The sequence below is a fragment of the Lysinibacillus composti genome, assembly GCF_016908465.1.
In the GTDB taxonomy this organism is placed as follows: Bacteria; Bacillota; Bacilli; order Bacillales_A; family Planococcaceae; genus Ureibacillus; species Ureibacillus composti_A.
The window spans coordinates 51,807-68,538 of sequence record NZ_JAFBDY010000011.1; the positions used below are offsets into that span (position 1 = coordinate 51,807).

At 36.9% G+C, this 16,732-nt stretch carries 12 protein-coding genes, 1 pseudogene and 1 riboswitch; of the genes and pseudogenes, 2 read left to right on the plus strand and 11 right to left on the minus strand.

Annotated features, from left to right (window positions below):
• Nucleotides 1–2 precede the first annotated feature (2 nt).
• Entirely contained in the window at nucleotides 3–4,523 is a 4,521-nt protein-coding gene (gltB, locus tag JOD29_RS12445; protein WP_124765467.1) for a glutamate synthase large subunit, read from the minus strand.
• Between the two features lie 121 nt (nucleotides 4,524–4,644).
• Here gltB and gltC point away from each other — a divergent pair, with 121 nt between their 5' ends.
• Nucleotides 4,645–5,547 (plus strand): glutamate biosynthesis transcriptional regulator GltC, encoded by a 903-nt coding sequence (gene gltC, locus JOD29_RS12450; protein WP_124765465.1) that lies wholly within the window; start codon nucleotides 4,645–4,647, stop codon nucleotides 5,545–5,547.
• Nucleotides 5,548–5,821: 274 nt separating this feature from the next.
• On the opposite strand, the gene JOD29_RS12455 is transcribed toward gltC, so the two are convergent.
• The 5 genes from JOD29_RS12455 to JOD29_RS12475 form a co-directional block, all read right to left on the minus strand.
• Nucleotides 5,822–6,682 (minus strand): MetQ/NlpA family ABC transporter substrate-binding protein, encoded by an 861-nt coding sequence (locus JOD29_RS12455; protein WP_124765463.1) that lies wholly within the window; start codon nucleotides 6,680–6,682, stop codon nucleotides 5,822–5,824.
• A 65-nt stretch (nucleotides 6,683–6,747) separates the two neighbouring features.
• Nucleotides 6,748–7,416: a methionine ABC transporter permease gene (locus tag JOD29_RS12460; RefSeq protein WP_124765461.1), complete on the minus strand. Its 669-nt coding sequence runs from the start codon at nucleotides 7,414–7,416 to the stop codon at nucleotides 6,748–6,750.
• Nucleotides 7,409–8,434, minus strand: a complete 1,026-nt coding sequence (locus tag JOD29_RS12465) for a methionine ABC transporter ATP-binding protein (RefSeq protein ID WP_124765459.1) — start codon at nucleotides 8,432–8,434, stop codon at nucleotides 7,409–7,411. Before JOD29_RS12465 ends, JOD29_RS12460 begins: the two co-directional genes overlap by 8 nt.
• Before the next feature lie 196 nt (nucleotides 8,435–8,630).
• Nucleotides 8,631–8,735: riboswitch (SAM riboswitch) on the minus strand.
• 61 nt (nucleotides 8,736–8,796) lie between these two features.
• Nucleotides 8,797–9,099: a thioredoxin family protein gene (locus tag JOD29_RS12470; protein WP_124765458.1), complete on the minus strand. Its 303-nt coding sequence runs from the start codon at nucleotides 9,097–9,099 to the stop codon at nucleotides 8,797–8,799.
• A gap of 46 nt (nucleotides 9,100–9,145) precedes the next feature.
• A complete protein-coding gene (locus JOD29_RS12475) occupies nucleotides 9,146–9,496 on the minus strand; it encodes a toprim domain-containing protein (protein WP_124765457.1) in 351 nt (116 codons plus the stop codon).
• Nucleotides 9,497–9,629: 133 nt separating this feature from the next.
• Here JOD29_RS12475 and JOD29_RS20815 point away from each other — a divergent pair.
• Nucleotides 9,630–9,784 (plus strand): annotated as a pseudogene (locus tag JOD29_RS20815) (hypothetical protein); the annotation flags it as partial.
• 87 nt (nucleotides 9,785–9,871) lie between these two features.
• Here JOD29_RS20815 and gcvH read toward each other — a convergent pair.
• The 5 genes from gcvH to JOD29_RS12505 form a co-directional block, all read right to left on the minus strand.
• Nucleotides 9,872–10,252 (minus strand): glycine cleavage system protein GcvH, encoded by a 381-nt coding sequence (gcvH, locus tag JOD29_RS12485; RefSeq protein WP_124765455.1) that lies wholly within the window; start codon nucleotides 10,250–10,252, stop codon nucleotides 9,872–9,874.
• Between the two features lie 316 nt (nucleotides 10,253–10,568).
• A complete protein-coding gene (locus JOD29_RS12490) occupies nucleotides 10,569–10,928 on the minus strand; it encodes an arsenate reductase family protein (RefSeq protein WP_124765453.1) in 360 nt (119 codons plus the stop codon).
• Nucleotides 10,929–11,051: 123 nt separating this feature from the next.
• On the minus strand, nucleotides 11,052–12,833 hold the full coding sequence (locus tag JOD29_RS12495; protein ID WP_124765451.1) for an acyl-CoA dehydrogenase family protein: 1,782 nt from the start codon (nucleotides 12,831–12,833) through the stop codon (nucleotides 11,052–11,054).
• Between the two features lie 183 nt (nucleotides 12,834–13,016).
• On the minus strand, nucleotides 13,017–14,189 hold the full coding sequence (locus JOD29_RS12500; protein ID WP_124765449.1) for an acetyl-CoA C-acetyltransferase: 1,173 nt from the start codon (nucleotides 14,187–14,189) through the stop codon (nucleotides 13,017–13,019).
• A 65-nt stretch (nucleotides 14,190–14,254) separates the two neighbouring features.
• Nucleotides 14,255–16,639, minus strand: a complete 2,385-nt coding sequence (locus JOD29_RS12505; RefSeq protein ID WP_124765447.1) for a 3-hydroxyacyl-CoA dehydrogenase/enoyl-CoA hydratase family protein — start codon at nucleotides 16,637–16,639, stop codon at nucleotides 14,255–14,257.
• Nucleotides 16,640–16,732 lie beyond the last annotated feature (93 nt).

Here is a 16,732-nt window from a genome sequence, read left to right on the forward strand (position 1 = left end):
TCTTATTTGGAAATCGCTAGCTCTTTGCTGCCAGTTGTTTCTACAAATGCCTGCATAGCTGCTTGATTTTCTGTTAATCCATTGAATTTATGATGGTTAATTTTTTCCATCATTTTTTGATAATCTGTTGGTACAACTTTTACAAATTTCGGAACAAATTCATCCCATTTTGCTAAAATATCTAACGCAATTGAGCTATCCGTTTGTTCTAAATGTTGAATAATCATTGAACGAATTGCTTCAATCTCCGTTTTATCTTCTAGACGTTCGAAATGAATCATTTCTTTATTACATTTTTCTTTCAATTCATTTTCGTCCGTTGGTAGTATATAAGCTATTCCTCCTGACATACCAGCCGCGAAGTTTTTACCTACATCACCTAAGATCACGACACGACCACCAGTCATATACTCGCATCCGTGGTCACCGATGCCTTCAACAACCACATTAGCACCACTGTTTCGAACAGCAAAACGATCTCCTGCTCGCCCATTGATGAAGACGCTTCCGCTCGTTGCTCCATAAAGACAAACGTTACCAGCAATGACGTTCTTCTCTTGCTTTCCTTTAATTGGTGCTGTGGCAATTAGCTTACCACCAGATAATCCCTTACCGAAATAGTCATTCACATCACCAACAACTGATAATGTCATCCCTTTTGGTACGAATGCTCCGAAACTTTGACCAGCATGACCAGTAAATTTCAAGTGGATCAAGCCTTCCTTCAGACCCGCTTCTCCGTACTTTTTAGATATCTCACTACCAATAATTGTTCCAACTACACGGTCAGTATTTTTAATTGTGTATTCTAATTCAATTGGCTCTTTTTCATTAATTGCTTTTTGAACTTTCGGTAATAATTCACGAAGGTCAAATGTTTCTTCTATTAGAAGGTCTTGGTTCGTTTGTTTTGTACGAGACCCTTCAACTTGATGAAGTAATGTAGACAAGTTAAGTTGACTTGCTTTCCAATGTTGTTTTGCTCTTTCACTTACTTGTAAAACATCAGTACGTCCTACCATTTCATCAATTGTACGGAAGCCTAACATTGCCATATATTCTCGCATTTCTTCTGCTATAAAGCGCATGAAGTTTACAACATGATCCGCAGTACCCATAAATTTCGCACGTAGTTCTGGATTTTGTGTTGCAACCCCTACAGGACATGTATCTAAGTGACAAGCACGCATCATAATACAACCTAGAACGATTAAAGGAGCAGTTGCAAAACCATATTCTTCAGCTCCTAGTAGTGCAGCCATGACAACATCTTTCCCAGTCATTAGTTTCCCATCTGTTTCTAGAGTTACACGATCACGCAGTCCATTTAGCATTAATGTTTGATGTGCTTCTGCTAAACCAAGCTCCCAAGGTAAACCTGTATGTTTAATAGAAGTTTTCGGAGACGCTCCTGTACCGCCGTCATAACCTGAAACGACAATGACATCTGCTCCACCTTTTGCAACACCAGCCGCAATGGTTCCAACACCAGCTTTAGCTACTAATTTCACTGAGATTCTTGCATGTCGATTAGCATTTTTCAGATCATAAATAAGTTCAGCCAAATCTTCAATAGAATAAATATCATGATGTGGTGGTGGTGAAATTAATCCAACCCCCGGTGTAGAGCCGCGCACTTCCGCAACCCACGGGTAAACTTTATTACCTGGTAGCTGACCACCTTCACCTGGTTTTGCACCTTGAGCCATTTTAATTTGAAGTTCTTTTGCATTCACTAAATAATGCGACTTTACTCCAAAACGCCCAGAAGCAATTTGTTTGATGGCACTGTTACGGTCGTCACCATTGGAATCGATTTCAAAACGGCCTGAGTGTTCCCCACCCTCACCTGAGTTTGAACGTCCACCAAGTCTATTCATTGCAATAGCTAACGTTTCATGGGCTTCCTTAGAGATCGACCCAAATGACATTGCTCCAGTTTTAAAACGTTTAACAATAGAATCAACTGATTCAACTTCATCTAGAGGAATTGGATTTGAAGCTTTCTTAAATTCAAGTAAGTTTCTTAAGAAGCCAATTCGTTCTTCATTTGCCATTTCAGCATACATACGGTAAATACCAAAGTCATTTTTACGCGTTGCTAATTGTAAAGTATGAATCGTTTTTGGATTGAACGCATGGTGTTCACCATTAGCACGCCATTGGAAGTCGCTTCCTGACTCTAGCTCTTTTGTTTCACTTTTAAATGCTAAAGCATGACGTCGTTTCGCTTCTTCTCCGATTGTTTCTAAATCAATACCATCTATTTGTGAGGCTGTACCAGTAAAGTATTGATTGATTACTTCCTTACTGATTCCAACTGCTTCAAAAATTTGTGCTCCACGATATGATTGAACTGTCGAAATCCCCATTTTTGACATTACTTTAACGACACCGTCAGCAATCCCTTTACGGAACTTTTTCACCGCTTCTTCATAACTAATTGTGATATGGCCAGCTTCAATTGCTTGTTGGATAGAAGCGTATGCCAAATAAGGATTAATGGCATCTACACCAAAACCGATTAACGCTGCAAAATGATGAACTTCTCGAGCTTCTCCACTATTTGTGATTAAGCTCACAAGCGTACGCTTACCTGTTCGCACTAAGTATTGATGTAGTGCACTTGCGGCTAAAAGGATTGGAATCGCAGGTGTATTCACATTTTCTAAATGATCATTAAGAACTAAAATTGATTTCCCATTCTTAATAGCTTCATCTGCTTCATTAAAAATACGTTCCAGTCCTTTTTCCAAAGATTCCGCAAATTCAAGAGTGATGATTGCAGATTGGAATTGTTTTTCCGTATTTTCGATAATTTCTTCATACTCACCGTTTGTTAAGATTGGTGTATCTAAATAAATCCTTCTTGCATTTTCAGCTGATGGATGTAATAAATTCCCTTCCGCCCCTAACAACGTCATCGTAGAAGTGACAATATGTTCACGAATTGAATCAATTGGTGGATTCGTTACTTGTGCAAACAATTGTTTGAAATAATTAAACAATGATTGAGGAAGATCTGATAGCACTGCAAGCGGTGTATCATTCCCCATTGAACCAATCGGATCCTTGCCACTACTTGCAATTGGAACAATATATTTATGAAGATCTTCGAATGTGTAACCGAAGACTTTTTGACGTTCCGTTAAAAGTGGGATCTCCTTAGGTATTTCTTTTTCGGCATTTACCGTTAGCATATTGTCTTCTAACCAATTACTATATGGTTTAGCAAGTGCCATTTCACTTTTCAATTGTTCATCAGAAATGATTTCGCCTTTTTCTAAATCAATTAATAACATGCGTCCTGGACTTAAGCGTTCTTTATAAAGTACATTTTCTTCTTCAATATCAACAACTCCGACTTCAGAAGAAAAGACGATCATATCATCTTTTGTTACATAGTAACGCGCAGGTCGTAAACCATTTCGATCCAGAATTGAACCAATTTGTTTTCCATCTGTGAAACAGACTGCTGTTGGTCCATCCCAAGGTTCCATTAACGTTGAATGGTAACTGTAAAATGCTTTTTTCTCATCAGAAATATGCGGATTTTCTGTCCATGGTTCTGGAATTAACATCATGGCTGTATGAGCTGGGGTACGTCCAGCTAGTACGAAAAATTCAAAAGCATTATCTAACATTGAAGAATCCGAACCTGTTGTATCAACAATTGGGAGTAATTTCTTTAGGTCTTCGCCAAAGGCTTCTGAAACAAATTGTTGTTCACGAGCATGCATCCAGTTAATGTTGCCACGTAATGTATTAATTTCTCCATTATGAACAATATAGCGATTAGGATGTGCACGCTCCCAACTTGGGAATGTATTAGTAGAGTAACGAGAATGTACTATTGCAAAAGCAGAAATGAAGCTTTCATCTTGTAAATCAAGGTAAAATTCACTAACTTCCTCAGGAGTTAATAGCCCTTTAAATACCATTGTTTGGCTAGACAGACTAGGACAATAAAACTTTTTGCCATTTTCTTTTGCCCAATGCTCCGCTTGCTTTCTAATTAAGTATAATTTTCGTTCAAATGCTAAACGATCTTCTACATTATTTGCTTTAATAAATACTTGGCGAACCGTTGGAGCAGTAGACTTAGCAATATCACTCAATATTTCTTTATTAGTAGGAGCAGTTCTCCAGGCAATTAAAATTTGCCCTTCTTCCAAAATTAACTCATTAATTTTTTGTTCGATGGCTTCTCTCTCATCATTGTCCTGCGTGAAAAAAAACTGGCCTACGCCATATTCACCTTTTTCCGGAAGATTTAATTCTGGACAGTTCAATTTGTAAAATGCATGTGGGATTTGTACCATTAATCCGGCTCCATCACCTGTTTTCCCATCACTTCCACGTCCTGCACGGTGATCTAGTCGACATAACATTTCTAACCCATTTTTTACAATTTGATGTGAAGCGCGTCCTTTTAAATTTGCGTAAAATCCTATTCCACAAGCGTCATGTTCAAAGCTTGGTGAATACAAGCCTTGTTCGCTTGGATATTGATGAAAAGTCATTTTTTTATTCCCCCCAAATCTATCGAATAACGTATTTACATTTTAAGGTTTTTAAATTAATATTAACAATATATACTTTGGAATAAATCAATCTCACTTTTAGATAAATGAGGTGGAAACGTTGGAATTACGCCAATTACGATACTTTGTAGAGGTAGCTGAAAGAGAACATATTTCTGAAGCAGCCGAACATTTACACGTAGCTCAGTCAGCTATTAGCAGACAGATTGCAAACCTTGAAGAAGAGCTAGGCGCATCACTTTTTGAACGTGTAGGAAGAAATGTCAAACTTACACCAATTGGTAAAGTCTTTTTAGAACACACTCTTATCGCATTGAAGGCAATTGATTTTGCCGCTAAACAGGTGGAAGAATATTTAGATCCTGCAAAAGGAACAATTAAAATTGGCTTCCCTACTAGTCTAGCTAGTTATGTACTACCGACCGTGATTTCCGCATTTAAGAAGGATTACCCCGATGTTTCGTTCCATCTACGTCAAGGTTCCTATCGTTTTTTAATAGATGCTGTAAAAAACAGAGAATTAAATCTCGCTTTTTTAGGACCTGTACCACAAAAAGATGAAAGTATAGATACAACCATTTTATTTAGTGAAAGTATCCATGTACTTCTCCCAGCAAACCATCGATTCGCAAACGAGGAATCGGTCCATCTTCATGATTTAAGAAATGAAAATTTCGTTCTTTTTCCGCAAGGGTATATTTTAAATAAAGTGGCTGTAGACGCATGTAAAGCTGCTGGGTTTATGCCAAACGTTACCTCTGAAGGTGAAGATATGGATGCACTAAAGGGACTTGTGGCAGCAGGCATCGGAGTTACATTATTACCGGATAGCTCTTTGTACGATTCTACGCCTCGATTCACGTCGAAAGTTGCTATTGAAACTCCCAACATTCGTCGTACAGTAGGGGTCATTTACTCAACAAACCGTGAACTGGCACCATCTGAAAAAGTTTTCCTTGAATTTATTAAAGACTTCTTTTCAAGATTAAACCAATTTCAATGATGATTCTGTAGGGGCTAATTTTACGTTTTGTTCAATTTGAGAAACGACGTTACTCGCACGGTAATCTTAGGAGCATATCAACTCCATTGTTTTGAGACTCCTAAAAAACAAAAGGACTAGAAGTAAATTTTACTTCTGAGTCCTTTTTACATACGAATTTCGGGTCACCCCTTTTCCTATTTGACAATTTTTCTTTCACTGCATTTACTTAAAACTTCATACTTCCTACAAAAAAACCTTTCGAACTTAAGTTCGAAAGGTTTTTTACACATCATTATTCGCTTACAGGTACTACTGCGCCGCCCCACTCTTTAACGATGAAGTCTTGAACTTCTTTAGAGCGTAATACTTCTACTAATTTTTTGATTGCTTCGTTATCTTTGTCTTCTGAACGAACAGCAATAACGTTTACATATGGAGATTCAGAACCTTCAATTGCGATTGAATCTTCCATCGGGTTAATTCCAGCGTCGATTGCGAAGTTAGAGTTAATAACAACCGCGTCACCTTCGCCTTCTTCATAATAAGTTACTAACATTTCTGGAGCTGAGCTATCATCAATCACTAAGTTTTTAGGATTTTCAACGATATCTTTTATAGTCGCTGCAGTTTTATCGATTCCGTCAGCTAATTTGATTAACCCTTCAACTTCAAGCATCGATAAAATACGACCTTGGTCTGTTACAGAGTTTGAAATAATAATTGTTGCACCATCAGGAAGTTCATCTAAAGATTTATATTTTTGAGAATAAATACCGATTGGCTCGATATGAATTCCACCAGCGTTTACAAAGTCATAACCTTTTTCTTTCATTTCATTTTCTAAGTATGGAATGTGTTGGAAATAGTTTGCATCTAAGTCACCAGATTCTAAATCTTGGTTAGGCATTACATAGTCTTGGTAAGGGACGATTTCTAATTCGACACCTTGTTCAGCTAAAATAGGTTTTGCTTGTTCTAAAATTAGATCATGTAAACCGTTTGAAGCCCCTACTTTTAAAGCTTTAGTTTCAGTTTCTTCAGTTGCTGTACCTTCATCAGTTGTTTCGTTAGTAGTAGACTCTTCTTTAGTGCCACAAGCTGCTAATACTAGTACGAAAGCTGATAAAATTAAGAACGATAAAAATTTCTTCATCTTTGGCTCTCCTTTAAAAATAATAATTTATGTGATGGCAATTGCCTGAACACCAAAAAGGTAATTTAACGCTTATCTGTTTTTGAAGTAATGAGATCTCCAATAAATTGAATAACAAATACAACAATTAATATTACAATCGTTGCCATTAATGTTACATCATCTCTACTTCGTTGGAAACCATCAATGAATGCTAAGTTCCCTAAACCACCTGCACCGATTACACCAGCCATTGCTGTATATCCAACTAACATAACCGCTGTGACAGTAATACCAGAAAATAAAGCTGGTAAAGATTCAGGAATAAGGACCTTCCAAATGATCGTAGAAGTTTTTGCCCCCATTGAACGAGCTGCTTCAATAACACCTTTATCGATTTCACGAAGAGCAATTAATACAAGACGGGCATAAAAAGGAGCGGCACCAATAATTAAAGCTGGCAATGCTGCATTGACCCCACGAATTGTACCAAGTAAAAACTTTGTGAATGGAATTAGTAAAATAATTAAAACGATAAATGGAATCGATCTAAAAATATTAACGAGCGAACCCGTGATAAAATTAGCCACCTTATTGGCCCAAATTTGATGTGGACTTGTTAAAAAGAGCAGAAGCCCAATAGCTAATCCTATTATAAATGTTGCGACAGTCGAAATCGCTGTCATATAAATTGTGTCATACGTTGCTTGCCACATATCTGGCCAGTCAACATTCGGAAATAATTGATTAAGCATGCTCAATCACCTCCGTTTGAATTTCATTCGTTTCTAAAAATGCTAATGCATTTTGAACATTTTGTGCATCTCCATCAATTTGGATTAGTAATGTTCCATATGGTCCGCTTGTTGTTTGTGAAATATTTCCGTGAACAATATTTACTTCTACATTAAATTGTTTAATAAGTTTTGAAATGACAGGTTGTTCCGTTTTCTGTCCAACAAATGTTAGTTTAACGATTCTCCCTGTTGGGTAATTAATTAATATCTGTTCAATAGATCCTTGCGATTCTTTTGAGCCAGTTATTTGGTGTACAAAGTTTTTCGTAATATCTGCTTGTGGGTTTTGGAACACTTGTAATACTTCACCTTGTTCTACAACTCGTCCAGCTTCCATTACTGCAACTCTATTACATATTTTTTTAATGACGTGCATTTCATGAGTGATTAATACGATTGTTAAGCCTAGTCTCTTATTAATATCTAATAAAAGTTCTAGTATTGAATCCGTAGTTTCCGGATCCAGTGCGCTTGTTGCTTCATCACAAAGTAATACTTCAGGATTATTGGCAAGTGCTCTTGCAATACCTACACGTTGTTTTTGACCACCAGATAATTGAGAAGGATAGGCATTTTCTCTTCCACTTAAGCCCACTAAATCAATTAGTTCCTTCACTTTTTTATCACGTTCAGTTTTTGCAATTCCTGCAATTTCTAAAGGAAATGCAATATTGTCCGCTACAGTTCGTGACCATAATAAGTTGAAATGTTGGAAGATCATACTTATTTTTTGGCGAGCAACACGAAGCTTATTGCCAGTAATCGAGGAGATCAGTTGTCCATTTACTTCAACTGTTCCATCAGTAGGTTTTTCCAACCCATTTAACAAGCGTATAAGCGTACTTTTACCTGCACCACTATAACCAATAATTCCGAAAATTTCCCCTTTATTGATTGATAGATTCACATCATTGACTGCAGAAATTTCACCGTTCTTCGTTCTGTATATTTTTGATACATTTTTTAATTGAATCATAAAAAGCTCCTTTATTCTAAATACAAATGAATTCATTTGCATTTAACTGCTGATTCTTCTAGTTGTTACTACACTGTAAGTTCCATTTATTATGTGCAATTTAGTGAGGTAGTTATATTACAAATAAAAACCCTTCTACAAAAAGAAAAGTAGAAGGGTTATCGTTCAAGTACATATCTATCACACGCTAACCGTCCTCTTATCTTCCAAAGTATCCACTTCGCGTGACTTGGCACCTTTTCACCTTCGTGATGGTTGCCGGGTTTCATAGGGCACTTCCCTCCACCGCTCTTTATAAGAGTATAGTTATTAAATTTTAATTTTACGAATGTAAATGTATCATGCGTACTCTACTTAGTCAATTAATTTTTTAACTTTGCATATAGATGTTGCACTGATTGAAAAGCATATACTTTTTCTTCCACTTTGCCATTTCGACTAATGAGTAAACATGGCACACTCTCGACTTTATAATCATAAGCAACCTGTTCTAGGTAATTAATATTGGCTTTTCCAATTGGAATGTTTGGCACGACATTTTCAATAACTTCCATCATTTTTGATGCCACAGCACATGTTCCGCACATTGGTGTATATAAATAAAATGCCGACACTTCATTTTCGTTAATATGTTTTTCCCATTCTTGTTGATTCCATTCTTCCATCGTTCTCATCCTATAACATCAATTTTTCAATTTCTTTTTTAGAATATTATTCTGGTAAAGTTAGATATTGTTTATGAACAACAAATCTTGCTTCATTTAAAATATGGGCCAATACCTTACTAGGTGCATTTGCAACCTCTATATACGTTCTCGGGATCAATAAATGAACTGCTTCAGAATACGTTCTTCTTGTTAGCTTCCGTAACTTTTCACCGGAATTGTCTGCATCAAATAATGTATAGAGTTCATGTTGTTCAAAAGGTTCGAGTAAATCTAAAAGATCATCTTCACTAATTGTTCCATTTGTGCAAAGAATTGTAACATCTTCAGCAAAGATCGGTTCTATTTTCAGTTTATCCGAACGACCTTCTACAATAATACACTTTTCAACAGTCATTTGGCTCACCCCACGATTTGTCAATTAAAGGTAAAAGCTAAAAATAAAAAATGTCTTCATTATTATATTATTAGAACAACATGTTTTTTGCCAACAATAACGAGAATTGTATGATTCATAAGATTAACTAAACTTAGAAAGTGAACTTAAAGGAATTATTGGCTCCAAAATTAAAGTAGACGAAGTTCAAGCAGCATATAAATTAAGTCAAATCGCAATGTGGAGGATTATCATAACATCATTGCTCAATTAAAAAGGACGAAAATACAAATTCCGCGAAATAGTTGAGGCTATGAATAATAGAAGAAAAGGTAATTCAATTCATTATAAAAAGAAAAAACGCCAGTTGGATACCGGCGTTTTTAAAATAATAAATTATTCTTCAATTAACTCTTTGTATTGTTCAGGTGTTAACAGGCTGTCCACTTCTGAAGCATCAGATAGTTCAACAACAATCATCCATGCTTTTTCGTATGGAGATTCATTTACGAACTCTGGGCTATCTTCTAACTCACTGTTTACTTCTACAACTTTACCTGAAACTGGTGCATATAGCTCAGATACAGTTTTAACTGATTCAACGCTACCAAATGGTTCGTTTAATTGAATTTCGTCTCCAACTTGTGGTAATTCAACAAACACGATATCACCTAATTCATGTTGTGCAAAGTGTGTAATACCAACGCGTGCTTTTCCATCTTCAACTTTTACCCATTCGTGTTCTTTTGAATAACGTAAATCTTTAGGTGTACTCACTAAAAACCCCTCCAAATATGTAATTTCATGTTTAGTTTGACATAATTTCAAATCAAAAACAAGATACTTGAGATAATTTCATAAATAGAATTTTTTCAGTAAAGCCGAACATTACTTTTTTACCCGATTGACATTTCAGTATTGCATATATCCCTCATGAGCCATAGCCCTTTTGAAATACGCAGAATATATAACAGTCCCGACAATTTTCTTACCAACTTACTAAACACGAACATTTTGACTATATTAAATAATAATATTCGTTTTCAGACAGAAAATCGATCATTAATTTGTTGTGAGTAATTTCTAAATACATTTAATTCTTCCAAGTTTCTGTGAATTCTATTTCCTTAAATCCTAAAGTAACTTTTTCACCATCTGTAACTATAGGCCGTTTAATTAACATTCCATCAGATGCAAGCAGTTCAAGTTGCTCTTCTTCTGTCATCGTAGTTAATTTATCCTTTAAGCCGAGTGTTTTATACTTCATGCCAGAGGTATTAAAGAATTTTTTCAATGGTAAACCACTTGCTTGCCAATATGCTTTTAGTTGTTCTAAAGTCGGTGTATCTTCCACAATATGAATGGCTTCGTGTTCAATTCCATTTTCAGATAACCATTTTTGTGCTTTTCTACAAGTAGAACATTTTGGGTATTGATAAATCTTGAGTGTCATAAAGAACGCTCCTTCATTGATAGCTAAAAATTAGTGTAAAAAATAACAATTCTAGTATAACAGAAAAAAGCTATGACATTATTGTTGTCACAGCTTTGTACTAATTATTCATTTCCCTATTTGCTACACAATATATTTTTCTGCTTCAATTAATTTACTCGCTGCTTCTCTTTTCTTTAAGATCAAGTTATATGGATTGGAACGAGTTAATTTACGTAATGCAGATAAAGTCATACGACCAGCGTCCCCATCAGTTGAGGCTAAAATGATTTCTTTTGCTTCTTTTTCAATTTCAGCGAACGCTTCTTGGCAATAGATTTCTGTATAAAGTAGTTTTTGCTTTGATTTTTCTACTCCATCACGTTCAATTGCCTTCGCAGTACGGATGACCGCTGATTCCATCGCATATAATTGGTTCGCAATATTAGCAATGTTAACAAGCACTTCTTGTTCCGCTTCTAATTTTGTTCCAAACTTCTGAGCAGCTATACCTGCTGCTAAAACCCCAATTTTCTTCGCATTTTTCACAAGGTACTTTTCTTGAGCTAACGGCGCATCTTCAATTTCTTCAGGCATTAACATTAATAGCTCTTGTTGTAAATTTTGAGCTACTTGTAAAAGTGGTAGTTCCCCTTTTAGCGCTTTCTTCATAAATGTTCCAGGAACGATTAGACGGTTAATTTCATTTGTCCCTTCAAAAATACGGTTAATTCTTGAATCACGATAAATTCTTTCTACTTCATATTCTGACATGAAGCCATATCCACCATGCAGTTGAACTGCTTCATCAGCAATATAGTCTAATGTTTCAGATCCTACTACCTTTGCAATTGAACATTCAATGGCGTATTCTGCAATAGCTGCAGCAATTACTTTACCGTCTTTTTGTTCTTCTTCAGATAATTGGCTTAAACGGTCTTCAAAGTAACCCACTGTACGATAGTTAAGGGATTCTGATGCATAAAGATGTGACGCCATCGTTGCGAGTTTTTCTTTTGTTAAATTAAATCCAGAAAGTGGTGTTTTAAATTGTTGACGCCCGTTTGTATATTGGATTGTTAATTCTAAAGCTCGTTTTGAACCGCCAATCGTTCCAACTCCTAATTTATAACGTCCAATGTTTAATATATTAAAGGCAATCACGTGACCGCGCCCGATTTCACCTAGTACATTTTCTACTGGCACTTGGGCATCTTGTAAAATCAATGTGCGAGTAGAAGATGATTTAATACCCATTTTCTTTTCTTCTGCCCCAACTGAAACACCTGGGAACTTTCTTTCTACGATAAATGCAGTGAACTTCTCCCCATCCACTTTCGCATACACAACAAATACATCTGCAAAGCCAGCATTTGTAATCCATTGTTTCTCACCATTTAAGACATAATGAGTTCCAGCAGCATTTAACTTGGCAGTTGTTTTCGCGCCTAATGCATCCGAACCGGAACCTGGCTCTGTTAAGGCATATGCAGCTAACAATTCCCCACTCGCTAATTTTGGTAAGTACTTTTGTTTTTGATCTTCGTTACCGAACAACACAATTGGAAGTGACCCAATACCAACGTGAGCACCATGGGAAATTGAGAACCCTCCGGCAACTGACATTTTTTCTGCAATTAAAGCAGAAGAGACTTTATCTAATCCAAGGCCCTCATACTCCTCAGGAACATCTGCTGCTAATAGTCCTAACTCTCCCGCTTTCTTCAATAATCGCACAGAATGTTCAAACTCATGATTTTCTAGGTTTTCTATATAAGGTAGTACTTCATTTGTTACATACTCTTCCGTAGTTTTCGCGATCATTTTTTGCTCGTCTGTAAAGTCTTCAGGAGTGAATACACGTTCTACATCTACTTCTTCAATTAAAAAACTTCCACCCTTAATTACATTCTTTGTTTGAACCATATTTATTTCCTCCCCTACCTTAAAAGTGTAGGACGCCCGCTTACACCCGACAAGCGCTGGAAGGCACGAATCGAAAGCATCTTTTCAGCTTTCGACCGAGTGACAGAAGCGACCTCGAGGGTGTGGCGTCCGAAACTGGATATCATTGCTCATAAAATTAACCAACTTCAAAAAGTTAAAGTTTTAAAGTATTTCAAACACCCCAGCGGCCCCCATACCGCCACCAATACACATCGTCACTACCCCGTATTTTTTACCTTGTCTTTTTAATTCATGGATCAATTTTAGTGTTAGAACTGCTCCTGTTGCTCCTAGTGGATGGCCTAAAGCAATGGCACCACCATTTACATTGACTTTATTTAAGTCAATTCCTAAATGACGGACAACTTGGAGGGATTGGGAAGCAAATGCTTCATTGATCTCCCATAGGTCGATATCTTCTTGATTTAGTCCAGCGATTTTTAACGCTTTTGGAACTGCTACGATTGGACCAATTCCCATTACTTCAGGTGGAACCCCGCCAACAGCAAATCCTAAAAATTTCGCCATCGGTTTTAAACCTTGTGCCTCAGCCTCTTCACGATCCATAACGAGAACAGCTGCAGCCCCATCAGAAGTTTGCGATGAATTACCAGCTGTTACAGAGCCCAACACATGAAATGCTGGACGTAATTTTCCTAAAACTTCTACACTTGTACCTGGTCGAACCCCTTCATCCTGTGAAAATGTAAATTTCTTTTGCTTTAATTGATGATTGTCATCTACATAATGTTGAACCACTTCAACTGGTACAATTTCGTCTTGAAATTTCCCTTCTTGAATTGCTTTATGCGCTAACTCATGGGAACGAACGGCAAAGGCATCTTGATCTTCTCTACTAACTTCATAACGGTTTGCTACCTCTTCGGCCGTATGACCCATGCTCATATAGTATTGCGGTGCTTCCTCAGCTAACTTCGGATTTAGTCGAATCGTATTTCCTGTCATCGGAATCATACTCATTGACTCTACCCCACCGGCAACAATTGCTTTCGAGTGACCGAGCATAATTCGCTCTGCTGCGTAGGCAATCGATTGTAGTCCTGATGAACAAAATCGGTTTATTGTAATGGCAGGTGTGGAATCAGGTAACCCCGCTAATGCACCAATATTACGTGCGATATTCATTCCTTGTTCAGCTTCTGGCATAGCACAGCCCATGATTAAATCATCAATCGGTCCATCGTAACCTGCTCTTTTTAACGTTTCCTTTACAACAACTGCTCCAAAATCATCTGGTCGAACAGTTGCAAGGGCCCCCTTTTTCGCTTTTCCAATCGGTGTTCTAGCACCAGAAACGATTACAGCTTCACGCATTTCATATAACCCCCTTAACGTTTGCATATCTACTAATTTAGTAATTTATTTATTGAAAAAAGAAGTTAGTTTCTTAATGGTTTTCCTTTTAACAGCATGTGTTGCATTCTTTGTTGTGATTTTGGATCAGCAACTAATTGAAGGAATGCTTCTCTTTCCAAATTTAAGTAGTATTCTTCTGTTACTTCTGTTCCATATGGCACTAACCCACCAGCAATTACGTAAGCTAATTTTTTTGCAATTTTTAAATCATGCTCACTGATATACCCGGAACTGTACATGCCTTGTGCACCTAATACTAACGTTGCATAACCTGGAGCTCCTACAACTTTAATTTTTTGAGGTAGAGGTGCAACATAACCAGCTTCATACAGTGCAAGCGCCCTTTGTTTCGCATCGTAAATTAAGTGATCGGGGTTAACAGAAATACCATCCGCAAAGTTTAAGAAGTTATTTTCACGTGCTTCTTCCCCAGAAGTCGAAACTTTTGCAAGGGCAATCGTTTCAAATACTTTAGTTGCAATCGATTGATAATCGATTTCTACTCCATTTGGGAGGCCTTGAATAAACTTTTCATAAAGAGCTAAATTTCCGCCACCACCTGGAATCAAGCCAACACCTACTTCAACTAATCCCATATACGTTTCACTAGATGCTTGAATGTGTCTTGCAGGTAAACATACCTCAGCACCTCCACCAAGTGTCATACCAAATGGCGCGGCAACAACAGGCTTTTTACAATATTTAATACGACGCATCGCTTTTTGGAACGATCGAATCGTAAAGTCTAACTCGAATATATTGTCATCTTGGGCTTCCATTAAAATCATGCCAAGGTTTGCCCCAACACAGAAGTTTTTACCCTGGTTCCCGATCACAAGACCTTTATAATTTGCTTCCACTTCATCAATGGCATAGTTAATCATTTGAACAATATCTAAACCAATGGCATTTGATTTAGAATGGAATTCTAGTAACGCAATGCCATCTCCTAAATCTACTAAACTAGCACCACTATTCGATTTAATGACCCCATGCTTTTTCTTATAACGTTTTAAATCTATAACTTTTTCATTTACTTGCACTTTTGAAAAACTAGCACCATCATAGAAAGCTAAATCTCCATCTATTTCAGCGTAGAAAGTTTCATAGCCTTGCGCTAAAAACTCTTTTACAAATGGAGGGACTTCTCTACCTTCTGCCTCCATCTTCGAAACAGAATCTTTCACTCCTATTGCATCCCACATTTCAAACGGCCCTTGAGCCCAACCAAATCCCCATTTCATTGCGTTATCGATTTCTACAATCGTATCTGCAATTTCTCCTACAAGGTTTGCTGAGTATAATAATGTAGGTGCAAAGATATTCCATAGTAGTTCACCAGTTCGATCTTTCGCGTACACTAGCGTTTTCACTTTATTATGAAGACCCTTCGTTTGACCTGCTAATGCAATAGAAGGTGTTTGAAGTTTTTTCACAGGAACGTATTCAAATGAATTTGGCTCGATCTCGTAAATGTCTTTTCCTTTTTTCACAAAGAATCCTTGACCAGACTTTGCCCCAAGCCAACCTCTCTCAACCATCTTTTGCATTAGTTCAGGTACTTCAAATACTTTTTGTTCTTCTCCCGATGTTTGGTCATATACTGTTTTTGCAACATGTAAAAATGTATCAAGTCCCACGACATCAAGAGTACGGAATGTTGCTGATTTAGGGCGCCCAATTAATGGTCCCGTAACAGAATCTACCTCACCAACCGAATAGCCACGTTCTAGCATTTCACGTAATGTAACTAATAAACCATATGTTCCGATTCGATTTGCAACAAAGTTTGGCGTATCTTTTCCGATCACGACGCCTTTCCCTAATACATCTTCAGCAAACGTTTTCATAAACGAAATGACTTCAGGAGATGTTTTCTCTGTTGGAATAATCTCAAGTAATTTTAAATATCTTGGTGGATTAAAGAAATGCGTTCCTAAAAAGTGATTTTGGAAATCCTTTGAACGTCCTTCAATCATTGCATTCACACTAATACCCGATGTATTAGAGCTAATGATAGTACCCGGTTTTCGTACTTGGTCAATTTTTTCAAAAACCTTCTTTTTAATTTCTAGATTTTCAACGACGACTTCAATAATCCAATCAACGTCTCTTAATTGTTCTAGATGATCTTCTAAATTTCCGACTGAAATTAAGGAAAGATTCCTTTTCGAAGTAAGTGGAGCTGGTTTTTGTTTTAATAATTTTTGTACCGCTCCTTGTGCAAATCGATTTCTTACTTGGACATGTTCTAGTGTCAATCCCTTTTGTTCCTCTTCTTTTGTAAGTTGTTTTGGAACGATATCTAATAATAATGTAGGAATCCCGATATTCGCTAAATGCGCTGCAATACCTGAACCCATTACCCCCGAGCCTAATACGGCTACTTTTTGAATTTTGAACGTCAAGAGCAAATCCCCCTTACCCTTATGGTTTTGAATGAATGGCCATTCATTTTTAGGTTAAAAAAAATGAAACCTCTCCGATTCCTCTAATTCCTT